Origin of the sequence: Phytoactinopolyspora halotolerans (genome assembly GCF_010550675.1) — a bacterium.
Classification (GTDB): domain Bacteria; phylum Actinomycetota; class Actinomycetes; order Jiangellales; family Jiangellaceae; genus Phytoactinopolyspora; species Phytoactinopolyspora halotolerans.
Window position 1 is genome coordinate 46,440 of the sequence record NZ_JAAGOA010000021.1, and the last position, 14,959, is coordinate 61,398.

A 14,959-nucleotide genomic window follows, 5' to 3' on the forward strand; every position below is an offset into this window, starting at 1 on the left:
AGCGCATGCGTGCGGCGAATGTGAAGCACGTCACTCTGTCTGATCGTGCGTTCACGACGACGCGCATGCTCTTGCTTGTTGACGGCGTCGGCGGAGCCTGATGCGGGGATCCGTTGGATGGCGCCATCGGCTTCGGGCGCAGGAGAGGGGAACCGGATGTACCAGGGCAAGAAGGCGGTGCTCGTGGGGTGCGGCACGCGCGCGGACGCGATCAAACTCGCGCCGCTGGTGCGCGAGCTCCGGAACGGCCCGTGGACACATCCGGTGGTGGCCGCGTCCGGGCCGGATCGGGACGCGATGGACCAGGTCAACGGGCTGTTCGGGATAGTGCCGGACGTCGACCTCGGACTGACCGACCGTGATCTGACGCTGACCGAGACGACCACCCACGCGTTGAGCGCGTACAGCAGCCTGCTCGATGCCCAGGATGTGGATGCCGTGGTGATCGCGGGAGGGACGACGACGGCGCTCGCCGCGGCCCTCGCGGGTTTTCACGCCAAGCGTCCGGTCGTGCATGTGGAGGCCGGGCTGCGCACCGGCTGTTTCTACGCTCCGTTCCCTGAGGAGGTCAACCGCCGGTTGATCGGTCAGATCGCATCGTTGCACCTCGCTCCGACCTGGATGAACCGGGCGAACCTGCTTGAGGAGGGCGTGTACCCGGCCGACGTGAGCGTCACCGGGAGCACGGTGATCGATGCTCTCTCCCGCGCAGCGTCGATGCGGATGCCCACCGGCGACCGCGTCGTCGATGCGGCGATAGCGGAGCGACGGCAGGTGGTGTTGGTGACCGTGGACCGCCGGGCGGGCGGCGATTCCGGGTTGGCGGCAATCGGACGGGCCGTCGCCGCCGTCGCCCGGGCCCGGCCCGAGTTGCTGATGGTCGTGCCGGTGGACGCTGCGGCAGCCGTGCGAAAGCGGCTGCTGCCGCCGTTGAAGGAGATCGAGAACGTTCGGGTGATCCCACCGCTGCCATATGGTCCCTTCGCCTGGGTTCTCAGCCGTTCGACGCTCGTGCTGACCGACTCGGGCTCGATACAGGAGGAGGCCCCCGCCTTCGGGGTGCCGGTGCTGGTCGCGAGAGACACGACGGAGCGGCCGGAGGCGGTGGAGACAGGTGCGGCGAGGCTGGTGGGTACCCAATCCGGCGCGATCGTGCACGCCGTGGAGGCACTCCTCGATCGGATCGGACGCGCTGCTGCCACGTCGCGGACATCCACGGCACCCGTCGCCGCCTCCGCCGATGCGTCTGTGCCGGAATACCGGACCGGCCACCGGGCGCCGCACGGCGTGCTGGTCAGCCCGTTCGGCGACGGGCAGGCGGCCGCGCGGATGCGCTCGGCCATCGAGGAACTGCTGGGAGTCGGGCAGCGGATCCCGGAGTTCGCCGCGCCGGTGCCGCTGCTGGAGGAGGCGAAGGCGTCGTAGCCGGCGGAGCCGGCGCCAGGTCTACAACCCCCCAGTAGACCTGACGCCGTGCTTGCGATGTGCCGGCCGCGGCCGACTGCTACCGCGTCGTCGCCCGGCGGCGTGCCGGGATGACGTTCTTCGCGGCGAGAAGCAGGTAGCCGATGGTGCACAGCGCCACCGCCAGTCCTACGAACGCCCAGATCGACGGCGAGCCGGTGGCGGCCAGTGCGGTCACACCGCCGGCGCCCGTCACGGCCGTCGACGAGTTCATTGCCGTGCCTTGATACATGTTTCCCCCCTAGTAGGTGCCGTGCGATCCTTGCGCCGCACGGCGTGGTGTGTGCGGCAGGTGAGTGGCTCTCGGTTACCGCGCCACCGACGTCGTCGTCTGGACGTGGTGCCAGGCCGCCGGGCGTCGCAGGACGACGTCGACGGCCGACCGGAGCAGGACTCCCTGCAGGAACAGGTCATAGATCCACTCGATGAGAACTGGGGCGGCGAGAACGCGACCTCGGGCGCCCCGATGCCACACGGTGACGACGCGTTCGGCGACGAAGATCAGCCCGAGCGGTGTCCACAGCGGGTGGATGCCGAATGCGCCGATGGCGATGATGTGTGCGGTGTAGGCGAGGTAGAGCCACATGGCCACGACGCCGAACGCCATGCCTGCCTGCTGTAGTGCGTAAGGCCTGGTGACCCGGGTCAGCCCGTAGCTTCTCAGGTTCTCCAGGGCGCCGCGTTGCCAGCGCAGACGTTGTCGCCACAGGTCCCGCCACGTCGGCATGACCTCGGTGACGACGATGCACTCGGGCGGCGAGACGCAGCGCAGCCCCATGCTCTTGATCGCGAGCGTGATCTCGTTGTCCTCAGTCAGCGCGTGGGTGTCGTATACCTGGCCACGCTGCTCGAGTAGCCGTCGCAGGACGGCCACGCGATGCAGCGTGGCCGTCCCCGTCAGCACCAGCGCGTCGTCGGCCCGGCGGGCGATCTGCCTCTGATAGCGGGCATACTCGTTGCGTTGCAGTTCACCGAGGAGTCCGCCGCCGGGCTCCCCGAGGAAGATACCGCCGACCGCGCCCACCTGTGCATCACCGCTGAGCGTGGCCAGAGCGACCTCGATGAAGCGTGGCGCGAGCATCGAGTCGGCGTCCATCACCAAGATCGCGTCGCCTGCTCCGCGCAGGGGTAGCAACTCTCCGAGAACCTGGTTGAGTGCACCGGCCTTCTTGTGCGTGTTGCCGATCGTCTCGACCACCTCGGCGCGGTGTGCGGCGGCGACGCCGGCGGTGTCGTCCGCGCAGTTGTCGGCGACGACGATGACCGAATCCGGTCGGCGAGTCTGCCGGTGTAGCGACTCCAGCGCCGCCGCGATCCGGTCCGCCTCGTTGTGGGCCGGCATCACGACGGTGACGTGTGTGCCGTCCATGACGGGCGAGCGTGGCTCGCTCATCGATATCCCCCCGATGTGGTTCCCCCGTGGTTCCGCTCAGCGGTGGCCGCTGATTGCGGGCCATTTCGTCGTAGATACGAACAAAATGGACGTACATCATTAGACACGGCTGGCTTGGTCGATGCGCGCTGAACGGTGGTGACATGTGTCACGGTCTGATAGCGTGCGACTACGCTGTGTGGTAATTGGTAGCACCATGTAAGGATGTGCTGTTCGCAGCCGTGCCGGATGGCGGTAGGTCGAAACCGCACACGTTGTACGGGTTTTCCGCATCCGAGCATCCGGGCCGATCAATCCGGGTGGGGCGGCTGTGATCGCGGGCGCACCATCGCGGAAGGTACGCCGTCCAGAAGTGAGCGTTGTCGCACTGTGTGTGTTGTCGTGGGCGGCGCGGGGCATGGGCGTGCCGGACTACGTAGTTTCCACATGTTTCGTACGTGTTTCCCGCTTAAGTTCCCCTCGCCGCGGTTTGCCGACGCGGTGAACCCGGTGCGATCCGGCATAGTGCTGAACTGGGCCGTTCATGGGTCAGGGCGACGGTCGCGTTCGGGTCGGCGCAGGTGTGGGCCATCCGTCCGGGCGAGATTCTGATCGGCGTGCTGGGCGTGCGACCTCCAGAGGGGTGAGGTCGCGCGTCGTTCTGCCGCGCGCCTCGACTCCAGCCAGTCGGGGTGCGCGGCGTCTGCAGGTGCGTGAGCGCCTACGCGCCACGCGGGAGTGCCGCCGCGCCGGGCGCGGGGCATGGAGCCAGGCCAGGCGGATATCCGATGTCGGCCGAACGCGTGCGACGTCGGTCGGAGGGGCGTCGGCCCGGAGCGTGCGACACCGATCGGCGGGGCGTGCGATGCAGGCCTGGCAATGTGACGTACGTCGCAGCCCGCCGGCGTGCGATCGCCCGGTGCCGAGGACTCTGCAATATGTGAGGCGCGGCTACGGGGGTCTTCGCGCATCGTGGGACATGGGGTCCGAGCGGTGAGCAGACGGCCGCGTCACGGAGGCTCGGTGCGTTCCATCCCTACCTCGGAACGCACCGAGCGTCCCGCCGACGTACGCGAACGGCGAGGGGAGACGCGGTGAGAAACGAGCACGCGATCCTGATCGCGTACGGGTCGTGCGCCGAAGCGATGAATCTCGCTCCGGTCGTGCTGGAACTGCGGCGATGCCGCCGGATCCGTCCGGTGGTGGGTGCGCCGGGTGCGGGATCGGAGACCTTTGACCAGGTGCGGCGGCTGTTCCGGGTCGCGCCCGAGCTCGATCTGGACCTGGCCGGTTGCGGGACCTCGCTCTCCGACGTGGTGATGCGCGCCCGGGCTGGTCTCACCGCGTCGCTGGAGCGCAGTGCCGCCTACCTGACCGCTCGCGGGATCGGGTCGGTCCTGGTCGACGGTGATTCGACGTTGTCTCTGGCCGTCGCCATGGTCGGGTTCCGCGGCGGGCTACCCGTCGTCCACGTGAACGCGGGCGTCACCGGTTCGCCGCCGGAGGACTACCCGGACGGGGCACGGACCGGCCGGCTGATCGCGCAGGTGGCCTCGCTCCACCTGGCACCGACCGCGGCTGAGCGCCGATCGCTGATCGACAACGGGGTCGACCCGGATGACATCGTGGTGACCGGCAGGCTCACGGTCGACACCAGGATGGCTTCGGCGGGGAACCCGTTCGGCGACGGGCGCGCGGCGGCGCGGGTGCGAGCGGCCGTCGAGGAGCTGCTGGGGCTCGGCCGGCGCATGCCCGATTTCGAGCAGTCTCACCTGGTGTAGCCCGCCCGGAGGTTCAGCCGGCCGGCGGGAACCCGAGGTGCGCCAACGCCTGTCGGAGCAGCACACCATGGCCGCCGTGCATCTCCTGCTGAACCAGGTCCGCCGCGGCCTCGGACGGCGTCAGCCAGGCCAGATCGAGCGCGTCCTGACGCGGCTGGCAATCTCCGGTGACGGTGACGATGAACGCCAGTGCGACGGCGTGCTGGCGTGGATCATGGAACGGCGTGACGCCCGGCGTCGGAAAATGCTCGGCCACTGTGAACGGCTGCGGGGAAGCGGGGATGCGTGGCAGTGCGAGCGATCCGAGATCCTTCTCCAGGTGCCTGTGCAGCGCATCCCGGATCCGTTCGTGGTACAAGACGCGGCCGGCCACCAGCTCGCGCCGGATCTCTCCGGATGCCGTCGACCGCAGCAGCAGGCCCAGCGACGTCACCACGCCGGTGTCGTCCACGCGGACCGGCACGGCGGTGACGTACAGGATCGGCAGGCGCTCCCGGGCGAAGGCCAGTTCGTCCGGGTCGAGCCAGTTCTCGTGCGAATCCACCGCAGTCTGATTCATGCCTCGTTTCTACCGGACGCGCCGACCACACGACGCAGCCGCCACGCGGAGGAGAGGCTTCCGGGCCGGGACGGGCGGTCACGAAAGGCACGCAACGGTGATATCGCCCTGGGTCGAACGGACGAGAGGATGCGCGTATGCCCGCGTGCCGGAGCCTGCGCGGCGGTACGGCGGTATCGACGCTGGGCGGATGGGTCGGTGCAGGGCACAAGCGCAGCGCACCGTTCATTCGAACGGGACGACGGCGCTGGATCGCGCGGTGACGGTGAAGGCACCGGCGCCGGCGGTGACGTCGCCGGCGACCAGCAGGGACACCGACGCCTGAAGCTCGACGGTCACCCGGCGGGCATCCGGGTCCACGGCGACGTGCGCCACGCGGAACTCCTCGAACCGCCCGGTCAGACCGTGCCGTGCGGCGTAGTCGACCACGGCCTCCCGCGCCGCCGCCTCGGAGACGGGAAGTGAGGAGAGCGGGACGCCACCGTACAACACGTCGTGTGCGGCGTGCTGCGCCGCCGCGGTGACCGCGCCGTCCGCCCAGGACGCGAGCGCCCGTCGCTGCAGGAAAAGATGGGACGCATTGGCCACGACCGCGACCGCCAGCCCCAAGATGACGGCGAACCCTACGATCATGATCGTGATCTGGCCGGACTCCCGCCGCCGAGTCCGCGCGAGTCTCCGCCGTCGTCCGCCCCGCGGAATCCTGCGGCCCGAACGGTGAGTGCTACCGGGCTCGGGGTGCGGGACCTCGTGCGGGTGGCGCCGGCTCATGGCAGCTCCCGATATCGATCGACGACGGCGGTGTGCGCGGCCGTGATAGGGATGTGCGCGTTGACCGTGCCGGCGATGACGTCCGGCACCAACGGCATCGCCACCTCTGTGCGGGCGGTGACGGTGATCTCGGAACCGGGCTGGAGACATGGGCGGGTGGAACAGGTGAAGGCGAGGGTGACCGAGCCGGGCTCGACCCCCTGGTCGCGGAGGGCGACGGCCGCTGCTGTCCGTGCCGCCGACTCATCTCCGGTGATCACGTACATCCGGCCCGCCTCTCGGACGGCCTGAGTGACGCCGTACGACGAGCGCTGCACATCCAGCACGGCGATGAGCACGTACACCAGGGGGACGAGCAGCAGCAGTCCGAGCAGGTGAAACTCGACGATCGCTCCACCGCGTTCGCTTCGCATGCGGCGCTTGCGTCGTCCGATGTACGTGCTGCACTCGCCGCGCGCAGCACCGTCGGGTGGGCGACGCCCACGGAACGCCGGGATGCCCGACGTCATGGGATCTCCGCCACGGCATGTCCGGACACGCTCAACCCACGGTCGACGCCGAGCAGTCCGGCCAGCGGGAGCGTGGTCACGACGTTGACCTCAACCGTGGCCGCTCCGTCCAGGTCGATCATCCGCGACGTGACGTCGCGCGCCAGGCTGGGCGACAAGGACTCGGCGATCAGTGCCTCGGTCCGGGCGGCGCCGTCGGCCAGCGTCCGGTTGGCGTTGGCCGCGTACCGGGCTCCTTCGGCCGCGCTGGCGATCAACGTGTTGCGGACGTGCACCACAAACGCCATCTGCAGGATCGCCAGGAACAGGATCGCGAGCAGCGCCGATATCAGCGTGAACTCCGCCACCGCGGCACCATGCTCGCGGCCTGGGCGCGTCAAGCCGGACGTCCGCGGGCTACGGCGCGACAAGGTCGAGGGCCGCCTGGAGGATCTGCTGCAGATAGCTCTCGGCGAACGGCCACAGCACCGCCACGATCCCGGCTGACATGATGGTGACCAGCACCCAGCCCGGTACGTCGCCGCGTTCGTCGCGCATCCGTCCGGCCAGGCGGTCGCGTAGGCGATGCCGATTCGACCCGCGCGCAGGCGAGATGACTGCCTGGCCGCATGCAGGGGGACGTGGTCGCATGATCTTCCTTTCTCTGGGATGGATGGCGCTCGGGGGTGAGCCGCCGGCCGTTGGATACACCGGCAGAGGTATGCGGTTGCTGCGTCGGGTCATGGGACGACGGTGCCGATCTGGATGAGCCCGGGAAACAGCGCGAACGCGATGGTGACCGGGAGCACCAGGAACACGATCGGAATGAGCATGAGGATCTCTTTCCGGCTGCCGATCTCCATCAGTTCCCGCTTTCGCAGGTCGCGGACGTCGGCCGCCTGCGCACGCAGCACATCGGCGAGAGGCGTGCCGCGTTCGACCGCCACCGCGATGCCGTCGACGAAGCGGGCGAGCGGCGTCAGGCTGGTCCGTTCGGCGATCCGGTCGAGCGCGTCGACCAGGGTCGCTCCCGTCCGGGCGTCGGCGAGCGCGCGGTGCAACTCGCGGGTGAGCTCCCCTCGGCTCGATCGCGCGACCCGCTCCAGCGCGCCGACCGGTCCCTCTCCGGCCGCGACCGACAGGGCGAGCAGGTCGGCGACCGTGGGGAACTCGGCGAGCATCCTGCGTTCCCGGTCTCGCACCGCCGCGGAGAGCCGGTGGTCACAGAGCACGACGCCGGCGGTCGCCGCCGCGACGCAGAAGACCAACAGCAGCACGGGCGAACTCGCGTAGCCGCGGGCGAGCATGACCAGGCTCAGGGCGATCGCGGCCGCGCCGCCGGCGGCGCCCCACAGCAGCTGCTGAACGCGGAATTCGTGCAGGCTCTGGTCGCGGCCGGCCTGGTCCAGCCGCTTGCGCACGGACGCCCCACCGCCCAGGACACGTTCCAGCGTGTGAGCGCCACGGGCCAGGTAGGGCCGGACGATCCGTTCCAGGGTGGGGAACGGCGTGAACACCTGCTCGGCCAGGATGCGTTCGATGCGCTCATCGGATGGTGCCCCGACGTACGGAGCCAGCCGGTCGAGCAAGGTGGGGCGGTTCCGATGCGGGAGCCGGGACCACACCAGCAGCAGCCCGCACCCCACCGCGGCACCGAGCAGCGCGCCCGAGGCCCACCCGGGGTTCATCGCAGTACCCGTTCTTCGCGGGGGAGCCGTCCCACGCGCATCATCAGCCGGTACGCCGCTACGCACAGGCCGCCGCCACCGGCCAGCACCAGCCAGCCCGCGGGCGCGTTGAACGCCTCCACCGACACCGATCGCATGGACAGCAGGGCCAGCAGGATCCACGGCGCGGCCACGGCCAGCCGAGCCGCGTTGACCACCCAGGATTGGCGGGCCTCCAGCTCGGATCGGGTCCGTGCGTCCTCCCGCAGGAACGCGGAGAGCGTGCGCAGCAGGCGGCCGAGATCGGAGCCGCCGACGTCGCGGGCGATCCGCAGCGACTCGACGATCCGGTCTCCGGTCGGGTCGGCGAGCCGTCGTTTCAGGGCGTCCAGGCAGTCCGCGAATCGGCCGGTGGCGCGGTAGTCCTCGCCGAACCGCTGGAACGTCAGCCGCAGCGGTTCCGGGCCACGGGTGCCCAGCTGGGTCAGCGCCTCCGGCAGGGACAGTCCGGCGCGTACCGCGGAGGCCAGGTTGTCCACCGCATCCGGCCAGAGGTCACGCAGCTCGCGCTGCCGCGCTCGGGCCCGCAACCGGACCAGCGCCACGGGTGCGTACGCACCGAAGACGGCGAACGCGAGGGCGACCGGCACGGTGCGGGAGACGGTCAGGAACGTCAGCCCGGTCACCAGGCCGAGACCGGCTCCTGACAGGAGCACCTGACGGCCGGAGACGGCCTCCAGGCCTGCCTCGGCGATCAGCTCGTCCAGCCGGGCGAGCACGCCACCCGACGGGTTCCGGCTCGCGGTGGAGGTCCCCGATCCGGTCCAGCCCTGCCACACCATCACCACGCCCACACCGAAGGTGAGCCCGAGTAGCGCACCCATCAGCCGGTCGTCCTTCCGGGCCGAGCATCCAGCAGGTCGGTCAGGTCGAAGCCGGCCCTGGCGAAACGGTCGGCGTGCGGCGGGTATCCGTCGGCGCGCACCAGCTCGTCGGCCCGTCGTACGAAGACTGGCTCCAACCCGATCGTCTCGTTCTCCACCCGCCCGGGGACGGCGACGATCTCCCGTACGCGGCGCCGGCCGTCGCGGTCGAGTTCCACATGGACCACCAGGTCGACGCATCCGGCGACGGTCGGCACGATGAACTCGCTGCCGATGTTCTTGCCGGCCAGCAGGGGGAGCAGGGACAGCTTCACCACCGCCTCGCGGGCGCTGTTCGCGTGCAGGGTGCACGCGCCGGGTTTGCCGCTGTTCAGCGCCATCAGCAGATCGAACGACTCCTCCTGCCGGACCTCGCCGACGACGAGCCGGTCCGGGCGCATCCGCAGCGCCTCCTTGACCAGCATCCGTAGGCTGATCTCGCCGGTGCCCTCCAGGCTCGACTGCCGGGTCTGCATGCTGACGACGTCGGGCAACGGTATCCGCAGCTCCAGGACCTCTTCGCAGGTGATGACCCGTTCCTGCGCCGGTATGGCGCCGAGCAGGCAGTTGAGCACGGTCGTCTTTCCGGCCTGGGTGCCACCGGAGACGAGCACGTTCAGCCCGGCGGCGACCGCCGCGTCCAGGAAGCGGGCGGCCTGCGTGCTCAGCGTGCCCAGCTTCACCAGGTCATCCAGGCTGCTGGCGGGTAGCACGTGCTTGCGGATGTTCACGCACCAGTGCCGTGTGACCTCCGGGATGACCACGTGCAGGCGGCTGCCGTCCGGAAGCATGGCGTCCACGAACGGGCTGGAGAAGTCGACTCGCCTTCCGCTGCTCTTGAGCATGCGCTCGACGAGGTTGCGGACCTCGTCGGCGGTGAGGATGACCGTGGTCAGCTCACTGCGTCCGCGGCGCGCGACGAATACCCGCCCGGGCTCGTTGATCCAGATCTCTTCCACGTCGGGGTCGTCGAGGTACGGCTGGAGCGGCCCGTAGCCGGCGACGATGTCGACGACGGCCCGGGTCACCTTCTCGGCGTCGTCGATCGGCGGCAACGGGCGTGACAGGCTGCGCTCCAGGTACGCGCCGACCACGTCGTCGGCGATGCGGCGGACCGCGGTGCGTTCCGCCACCGGGTCGATACCGGTGCGGCGCACGAGGTCGCGCACATCGCTGACGATGATCTCGACAGCATCCATGACTGGCCCTACCCACACATGTGCCGAAGATTTGATGACAGGCTGCGGCGTCCGGTCCCCGTGCCGACCGCTCGTCAGACCGAAGATCATGCCGTCAAATGGCCACGTGATCAACCCCTGATGGTCGATTTCAAGAAGGACTAGACCATTCCTGTGTCGTGTTGTCACGATTCGTGTTATATGGCTTGGGGCGAGGTGCGTCGCGAAAACGTCGGAAGGTTCGTGCTGCTATGACGATAAGAACCTTCCGACGCTGTATGTCGGCACCCGCCGGGCCGCGTACATCGCCGTGGCCGGCCGCACGCACGGCGGTTCCGGGTTGATCGTTACGGTGCCGCCTGCGGAGCGCGTACCCTTGGGAGACGTGGCAGAACGTGACATCGACGCAGAGATCGCCGAACTTTCCCAGACTCTGGACGGCGTGGAGCAGGTGCTCGAGCCGGAGAAGCTCCGGGAGCAGGTGGCTGAGTTGGAAGACCAGGCTTCTGCTCCGGACCTCTGGGACGACGTGGAGCGGGCGCAGAAGGTGACGAGTCGGCTGTCGTACGCCCAGGCCGAGCTGCGCAAGGTGGACGAGCTGCGTCGGCGGGTCGATGACCTGCCCGTGATGCTGGAACTCGGCCGGGATGAAGGCGACGCGGACGCCATGGCCGAGGTCAACCAGGAGATCGATGAGCTGCGCGAGCTGATCTCGGACCTGGAGATCCGGACGTTGCTGTCGGGCGAGTACGACGAGCGCGAGGCCGTCGTCACGATCCGTTCCGGCGCCGGTGGCGTCGACGCGGCCGACTTCGCCGAGATGCTCCTGCGGATGTACATGCGCTGGGCCGAGCGGAACGGCTATCGAGCAGAAGTGCTGGACACTTCTTACGCCGAGGAGGCCGGCCTGAAGTCGGCGACCTTCGAGATCAAGGAGCCGTTCGCGTACGGGAAGCTGTCGGTCGAGGCGGGCACGCACCGGCTGGTGCGAATCTCACCGTTCGACAACCAGGGCCGGCGGCAGACCTCGTTCGCCGCGGTCGAGGTGGTTCCGCTGATCGAGCAGACCGACCACATCGATGTGCCGGACACGGACATCCGGGTCGATGTCTTCCGCTCCTCCGGACCGGGCGGGCAGAGCGTCAACACCACCGACTCCGCGGTGCGCATCACGCACCTTCCCACCGGGATCGTGGTCTCCATGCAGAACGAGAAGTCGCAGATCCAGAACCGGGCCGCGGCGATGCGTGTGCTGCAGTCCCGGCTGCTGATCCTGCAGCGCCAGGAAGAGGAGGCGCAGAAGAAGGAGCTGGCCGGTGACGTGAAGGCGTCATGGGGCGACCAGATGCGCTCGTATGTCCTGCACCCGTACCAGATGGTGAAGGATCTGCGGACCGAGATGGAGGTCGGCAACCCGCAGGCCGTGCTGGACGGAGAGATCGACCGCTTCATTGAGGCGGGTATCCGGTGGCGGAAGCAGCAGGAGACGGCGTCGGCGTAGCTGTTTCGCCATATCTGAGCGCTCGGGCGACAGCAGGCTCGGCACATACGGGCGCAGCTCAGAAAATGTTCGCACCGTAGATATTTGGGACAACCCGGGTCTAGCCGGGCGGTTCGCCATTGTGTAGTCTTCCGCGTGGTCGTGTGGACATGCGGCCCAGGCCTTCGGGGGGCCTGTAGAGACGCTGCAGTACATGAGAGGCCAGGTTGCTTTCGCATGCCTAGAACTGTGGAATCAGTGCGCCCTGCAAAGGGTCGCGCCATCGCTTCGGCCGGTATCGCCGGCCTACTTGCCGGAGGTGCGTTGATCGCCGCCGGCGCCGTCGCGTCGGCTTCGCCGGTGCCGCTGGAGGACGAGAATCCCAAGGACTTCGAGGGAAACGCGACGACGTGTGAGGACGCCGGGCTCGAGGGCGAGCTGCTGATCGAAGCTCAGAACGAGAGCGCCGAGAACGCCGACATCAAGGGGACCATCTCCGGTGACGAGGGTCAGTACCTCAACATCGAGGTGCTCAGCGACGTCACCGTAACCGGCACGGTGGTCAAGGGCGGGAACGCCTACCGCGTCTACTACGGCGATCCGGTGCCGGACATGACGGCGCCGCCGCTGGACAAGGATTCTGCGGATGGCGACGTGGCGCCGTTGACCGACGAAGAGAAGTACCCGCAGATCAGCCACTGGTACGTCTGTGGCGAGGAGAAGGAGCCGACTCCGACTCCGACGCCGACCGAGGAGCCGACTCCGACTCCGACGCCGACTGAGGAGCCGACGAAGACTCCGGAGCCCACGCCGGAGCCGACCGAGACTCCGGAGCCGACCGAGACTCCGGAGCCGACCGAAGAGCCGACTGAGACTCCTGAGCCCACGGACGAGCCCGAGCCGACTCAGGAGCCCTCTGAGGAGCCGACCGAGCCGGAGCAGCCGGACGACGACGGTGACGACGATGACGGTGACGGCCTGCCGGACACCGGCTCGGGTGCCGCATCCTGGCTGATCGTCGGCGGTTCCGTCCTGGTGCTCGGTGGAGCGGCTGCGCTGGCGGCCACCCGTCGTCGCGAGCCCTCGTCGCTCTGATACGCATTCAGACCACCGACCGCGGTTGCCCCGAACTGCCGCGGTCGGTCTACCGCCACGGTCCTGCGCCGACCGCGTGGTAGCCGTGTCTGACGACCATGCGATCGCGATGACCTGACGTGTCGGGCGTCTCTCCAGGTGAGAGGCGCCCGACACGTCGTATATGTGCCACGGTGCCGTTCTCAGCCGGAAGACGTACACTCGGGTGCGGCGCCTTGGGGACAGCGGGTTCTTGAGGTGGAAAGCATCGAACACGTCGGCGAGGCACCGTGATCCGATTCGACAACGTCACAAAGCTCTATCCCACGCAGTCAGGCCCTGCATTGGAGAACCTGACCATGGAGGTCGAGCGGGGGGAGTTCGTCTTCCTCGTCGGACCTTCTGGTTCGGGCAAGTCGACCTTTCTGCGGCTGGTCCTGAAAGAGGAGAAGCCGTCCGAAGGGCGGATCCGGGTCGCTGGTAAGGACCTGCACCGGTTGTCCAACTGGAAGGTGCCGCATCTGCGCCGGCGCATCGGAACCGTGTTCCAGGACTTCCGGCTGCTGCCGAACAAGACCGTGTTCGAGAACGTGGCGTTCGCGCTTCAGGTGATCGGGAAGTCGCGTCGCCAGATCGCCCGCGACGTGCCGGCCGTCCTGGACCTCGTCGGACTGGACGGGAAACAGGACCGGATGCCGGATCAGCTCTCCGGCGGTGAGCAGCAGCGCGTCGCCGTCGCCCGGGCGTTCGTCAACCGGCCGCTGATTCTGCTGGCAGACGAGCCGACCGGGAACCTGGACCCGGCGACGAGCGTTGGCATCATGAAGCTGCTCGACCGCATCAACCGCACGGGTACGACGGTCGTCATGGCCACGCACGACCAGTCGATCGTCGACCAGATGCGCAAGCGCGTGATCCAGCTTGAGCACGGACGCCTGGTCCGTGACCAGTCGCGCGGCGTCTACGGGTACACCCGTTAGCGGCATGGTTGTGCACGCCGGTCCGGTGCGGACAAGCCCGTACGGCTGCCGTCCCGACGCCGGCCTGCGCCATGACCTGGTCCTGCCCACCCCCCACCCTTAGAGAGAGCAATGCGCGTCCAGTACGTCTTGTCTGAGATCGTCACCGGCCTCCGGCGGAACCTGACGATGACGATGGCGGTCATCATCACCGTCTCGATCTCGATCGCCCTGTTCGGCACCGGGCTGCTGATCCGAGCCCAGTCCGAGACCATGAAGGGCTACTGGTACGACAAGGTCGAGATCTCGGTGTTCATGTGCAACGCCTACACCACGGAAGGCAACTGCGGCGAGGGCGAGGTCACGGACAGCCAGCGGGAGAACATCCTCAACGAGCTGGAGAACCATCCTGAGGTGGAGGAGGTCTTCCACGAGACCCAGGAGGAGGCGTACCAGCGCTTCGCCGAGGATATGGACGATCCCGTCGTCGACGTCATCACCCCGGATCAGCTGCAGGAATCGTTCCGGGTGGCGCTGGTCAACCCGGACGAGTACGAGGGTGTGGTGTCCGCGGTGGCCGGGCTCCCCGGGGTGCAGAACGTCAACGATCAGCGTGAGGTCCTGGGCCCGCTGTTCCGGGTGCTGGACTGGTTCCGGAATGGTGCCGTGGTCGTCGCGGGGATTCAGGTGGTCGCCGCGACCTTGTTGATCGCGAACACGATCCGGTTGGCCGCGTTCAACCGGCGTCGGGAAACGGGCATCATGCGGCTTGTGGGCGCGTCGAACTTCTATATCCAGTTGCCGTTCATTCTGGAAGCGGCGATCGCGGGTCTGGTCGGGTCGGTCCTCGGTGCCGCGGCGGTGTTCTCCGTGCAAGAGGTGGCGGTCAGCCGTCTCCTGGCGCCGAACTTCACCTTCACGTCGTGGGTCGAACGCAGCGACGTATGGGCTATAGTCCCGTGGCTGTTGATTACCGGTGTGTTCATCTCGGCGCTCGCATCCTTCGTCACCCTGCGCCGCTATCTCCGCGTCTGACCGACCCACTCTCTCACGCACGCCCTAAATGATCATGTGAAGTAGGTTTCTTCGTGCACCCCCATGTCTGCAGGCATGGTACGGCGCGAGAAAACCTACTTCACATGATCATTTAGGGGCCGCTCAATGGGTGGGTGGGTGGTTGCGTGTTTGTGGAGAATGCCCCATTGTGTCCTCATGTGTCAGTCGGGGGGATGCATAACTTGTG

General features: G+C 68.2%; 16 protein-coding genes. 6 read left to right on the forward strand and 10 right to left on the reverse strand.

Annotated elements, in window-relative coordinates; translation table 11 throughout:
* Positions 1–156 precede the first annotated feature (156 nt).
* Positions 157–1,425 carry a non-hydrolyzing UDP-N-acetylglucosamine 2-epimerase gene (gene wecB / locus G1H10_RS24305; RefSeq protein WP_163742860.1) on the forward strand — a complete coding sequence of 423 codons (1,269 nt, stop codon included), beginning with the start codon at positions 157–159 and terminating at the stop codon, positions 1,423–1,425.
* 79 nt (positions 1,426–1,504) lie between these two features.
* Here wecB and G1H10_RS24310 read toward each other — a convergent pair whose 3' ends face one another.
* Both G1H10_RS24310 and G1H10_RS24315 read right to left on the reverse strand, forming a co-directional pair.
* Positions 1,505–1,678 (reverse strand): hypothetical protein, encoded by a 174-nt coding sequence (locus G1H10_RS24310; RefSeq protein ID WP_163742861.1) that lies wholly within the window; start codon positions 1,676–1,678, stop codon positions 1,505–1,507.
* 93 nt (positions 1,679–1,771) lie between these two features.
* The gene (locus G1H10_RS24315) at positions 1,772–2,833 is read right to left on the reverse strand and encodes a glycosyltransferase family 2 protein (RefSeq protein ID WP_216853614.1); all 1,062 of its coding nucleotides are present in this window, start codon (positions 2,831–2,833) and stop codon (positions 1,772–1,774) included.
* A gap of 1,097 nt (positions 2,834–3,930) precedes the next feature.
* Between G1H10_RS24315 and G1H10_RS24320 the strand changes: the two genes are divergently transcribed.
* Positions 3,931–4,617 (forward strand): UDP-N-acetylglucosamine 2-epimerase, encoded by a 687-nt coding sequence (locus G1H10_RS24320; protein ID WP_163742865.1) that lies wholly within the window; start codon positions 3,931–3,933, stop codon positions 4,615–4,617.
* A gap of 13 nt (positions 4,618–4,630) precedes the next feature.
* On the opposite strand, the gene G1H10_RS24325 is transcribed toward G1H10_RS24320, so the two are convergent.
* The 8 genes from G1H10_RS24325 to G1H10_RS24360 form a co-directional block, all read right to left on the reverse strand.
* The gene (locus G1H10_RS24325; protein ID WP_163742867.1) at positions 4,631–5,176 is read right to left on the reverse strand and encodes an NUDIX hydrolase family protein; all 546 of its coding nucleotides are present in this window, start codon (positions 5,174–5,176) and stop codon (positions 4,631–4,633) included.
* A gap of 225 nt (positions 5,177–5,401) precedes the next feature.
* Positions 5,402–5,947 carry a pilus assembly protein TadG-related protein gene (locus tag G1H10_RS24330; RefSeq protein ID WP_163742869.1) on the reverse strand — a complete coding sequence of 182 codons (546 nt, stop codon included), beginning with the start codon at positions 5,945–5,947 and terminating at the stop codon, positions 5,402–5,404.
* Positions 5,944–6,456, reverse strand: coding sequence for a hypothetical protein (locus G1H10_RS24335; protein ID WP_216853615.1), 513 nt, complete (start codon positions 6,454–6,456; stop codon positions 5,944–5,946). The genes G1H10_RS24330 and G1H10_RS24335 overlap by 4 nt, the downstream gene beginning before the upstream one ends.
* Positions 6,453–6,803 (reverse strand): TadE/TadG family type IV pilus assembly protein, encoded by a 351-nt coding sequence (locus tag G1H10_RS24340; RefSeq protein WP_216853616.1) that lies wholly within the window; start codon positions 6,801–6,803, stop codon positions 6,453–6,455. Before G1H10_RS24340 ends, G1H10_RS24335 begins: the two co-directional genes overlap by 4 nt.
* Before the next feature lie 49 nt (positions 6,804–6,852).
* Positions 6,853–7,086: a hypothetical protein gene (locus G1H10_RS24345; RefSeq protein WP_163742817.1), complete on the reverse strand. Its 234-nt coding sequence runs from the start codon at positions 7,084–7,086 to the stop codon at positions 6,853–6,855.
* Positions 7,087–7,175: 89 nt separating this feature from the next.
* The gene (locus tag G1H10_RS24350; protein WP_163742873.1) at positions 7,176–8,123 is read right to left on the reverse strand and encodes a type II secretion system F family protein; all 948 of its coding nucleotides are present in this window, start codon (positions 8,121–8,123) and stop codon (positions 7,176–7,178) included.
* Positions 8,120–8,986 (reverse strand): type II secretion system F family protein, encoded by an 867-nt coding sequence (locus G1H10_RS24355; RefSeq protein WP_163742875.1) that lies wholly within the window; start codon positions 8,984–8,986, stop codon positions 8,120–8,122. The genes G1H10_RS24350 and G1H10_RS24355 overlap by 4 nt, the downstream gene beginning before the upstream one ends.
* A complete protein-coding gene (locus tag G1H10_RS24360) occupies positions 8,986–10,224 on the reverse strand; it encodes a TadA family conjugal transfer-associated ATPase (protein ID WP_163742877.1) in 1,239 nt (412 codons plus the stop codon). Before G1H10_RS24360 ends, G1H10_RS24355 begins: the two co-directional genes overlap by 1 nt.
* A 364-nt stretch (positions 10,225–10,588) precedes the next feature.
* On the opposite strand from G1H10_RS24360, the gene prfB reads away from it, so the two are divergent.
* From prfB to ftsX, 4 genes are all read left to right on the forward strand, one after another.
* Positions 10,589–11,704 carry a peptide chain release factor 2 gene (gene prfB / locus G1H10_RS24365; protein WP_163742878.1) on the forward strand — a complete coding sequence of 372 codons (1,116 nt, stop codon included), beginning with the start codon at positions 10,589–10,591 and terminating at the stop codon, positions 11,702–11,704.
* Positions 11,705–11,920: 216 nt separating this feature from the next.
* Positions 11,921–12,778 carry an LPXTG cell wall anchor domain-containing protein gene (locus tag G1H10_RS24370; RefSeq protein WP_163742880.1) on the forward strand — a complete coding sequence of 286 codons (858 nt, stop codon included), beginning with the start codon at positions 11,921–11,923 and terminating at the stop codon, positions 12,776–12,778.
* 269 nt (positions 12,779–13,047) lie between these two features.
* Positions 13,048–13,737, forward strand: coding sequence for a cell division ATP-binding protein FtsE (gene ftsE / locus G1H10_RS24375; RefSeq protein ID WP_163742882.1), 690 nt, complete (start codon positions 13,048–13,050; stop codon positions 13,735–13,737).
* Positions 13,738–13,848: 111 nt separating this feature from the next.
* Positions 13,849–14,751 carry a permease-like cell division protein FtsX gene (gene ftsX / locus G1H10_RS24380; RefSeq protein WP_163742883.1) on the forward strand — a complete coding sequence of 301 codons (903 nt, stop codon included), beginning with the start codon at positions 13,849–13,851 and terminating at the stop codon, positions 14,749–14,751.
* Positions 14,752–14,959 lie beyond the last annotated feature (208 nt).

Bases quoted from the DNA above. Each gene is read 5' to 3' on its own strand.
- G1H10_RS24345 (WP_163742817.1), bottom strand. From the start codon at position 7,086: ATGCGACCACGTCCCCCTGCATGCGGCCAGGCAGTCATCTCGCCTGCG.
- G1H10_RS24350 (WP_163742873.1), bottom strand. From the start codon at position 8,123: ATGAACCCCGGGTGGGCCTCGGGCGCGCTGCTCGGTGCCGCGGTGGGG.
- G1H10_RS24330 (WP_163742869.1), bottom strand. From the start codon at position 5,947: ATGAGCCGGCGCCACCCGCACGAGGTCCCGCACCCCGAGCCCGGTAGC.
- G1H10_RS24325 (WP_163742867.1), bottom strand. From the start codon at position 5,176: ATGAATCAGACTGCGGTGGATTCGCACGAGAACTGGCTCGACCCGGAC.
- G1H10_RS24315 (WP_216853614.1), bottom strand. From the start codon at position 2,833: ATGGACGGCACACACGTCACCGTCGTGATGCCGGCCCACAACGAGGCG.
- ftsX (WP_163742883.1), top strand. From the start codon at position 13,849: ATGCGCGTCCAGTACGTCTTGTCTGAGATCGTCACCGGCCTCCGGCGG.
- G1H10_RS24335 (WP_216853615.1), bottom strand. From the start codon at position 6,456: ATGACGTCGGGCATCCCGGCGTTCCGTGGGCGTCGCCCACCCGACGGT.
- G1H10_RS24355 (WP_163742875.1), bottom strand. From the start codon at position 8,986: ATGGGTGCGCTACTCGGGCTCACCTTCGGTGTGGGCGTGGTGATGGTG.
- G1H10_RS24370 (WP_163742880.1), top strand. From the start codon at position 11,921: ATGCCTAGAACTGTGGAATCAGTGCGCCCTGCAAAGGGTCGCGCCATC.
- wecB (WP_163742860.1), top strand. From the start codon at position 157: ATGTACCAGGGCAAGAAGGCGGTGCTCGTGGGGTGCGGCACGCGCGCG.
- G1H10_RS24360 (WP_163742877.1), bottom strand. From the start codon at position 10,224: ATGGATGCTGTCGAGATCATCGTCAGCGATGTGCGCGACCTCGTGCGC.
- G1H10_RS24310 (WP_163742861.1), bottom strand. From the start codon at position 1,678: ATGAACTCGTCGACGGCCGTGACGGGCGCCGGCGGTGTGACCGCACTG.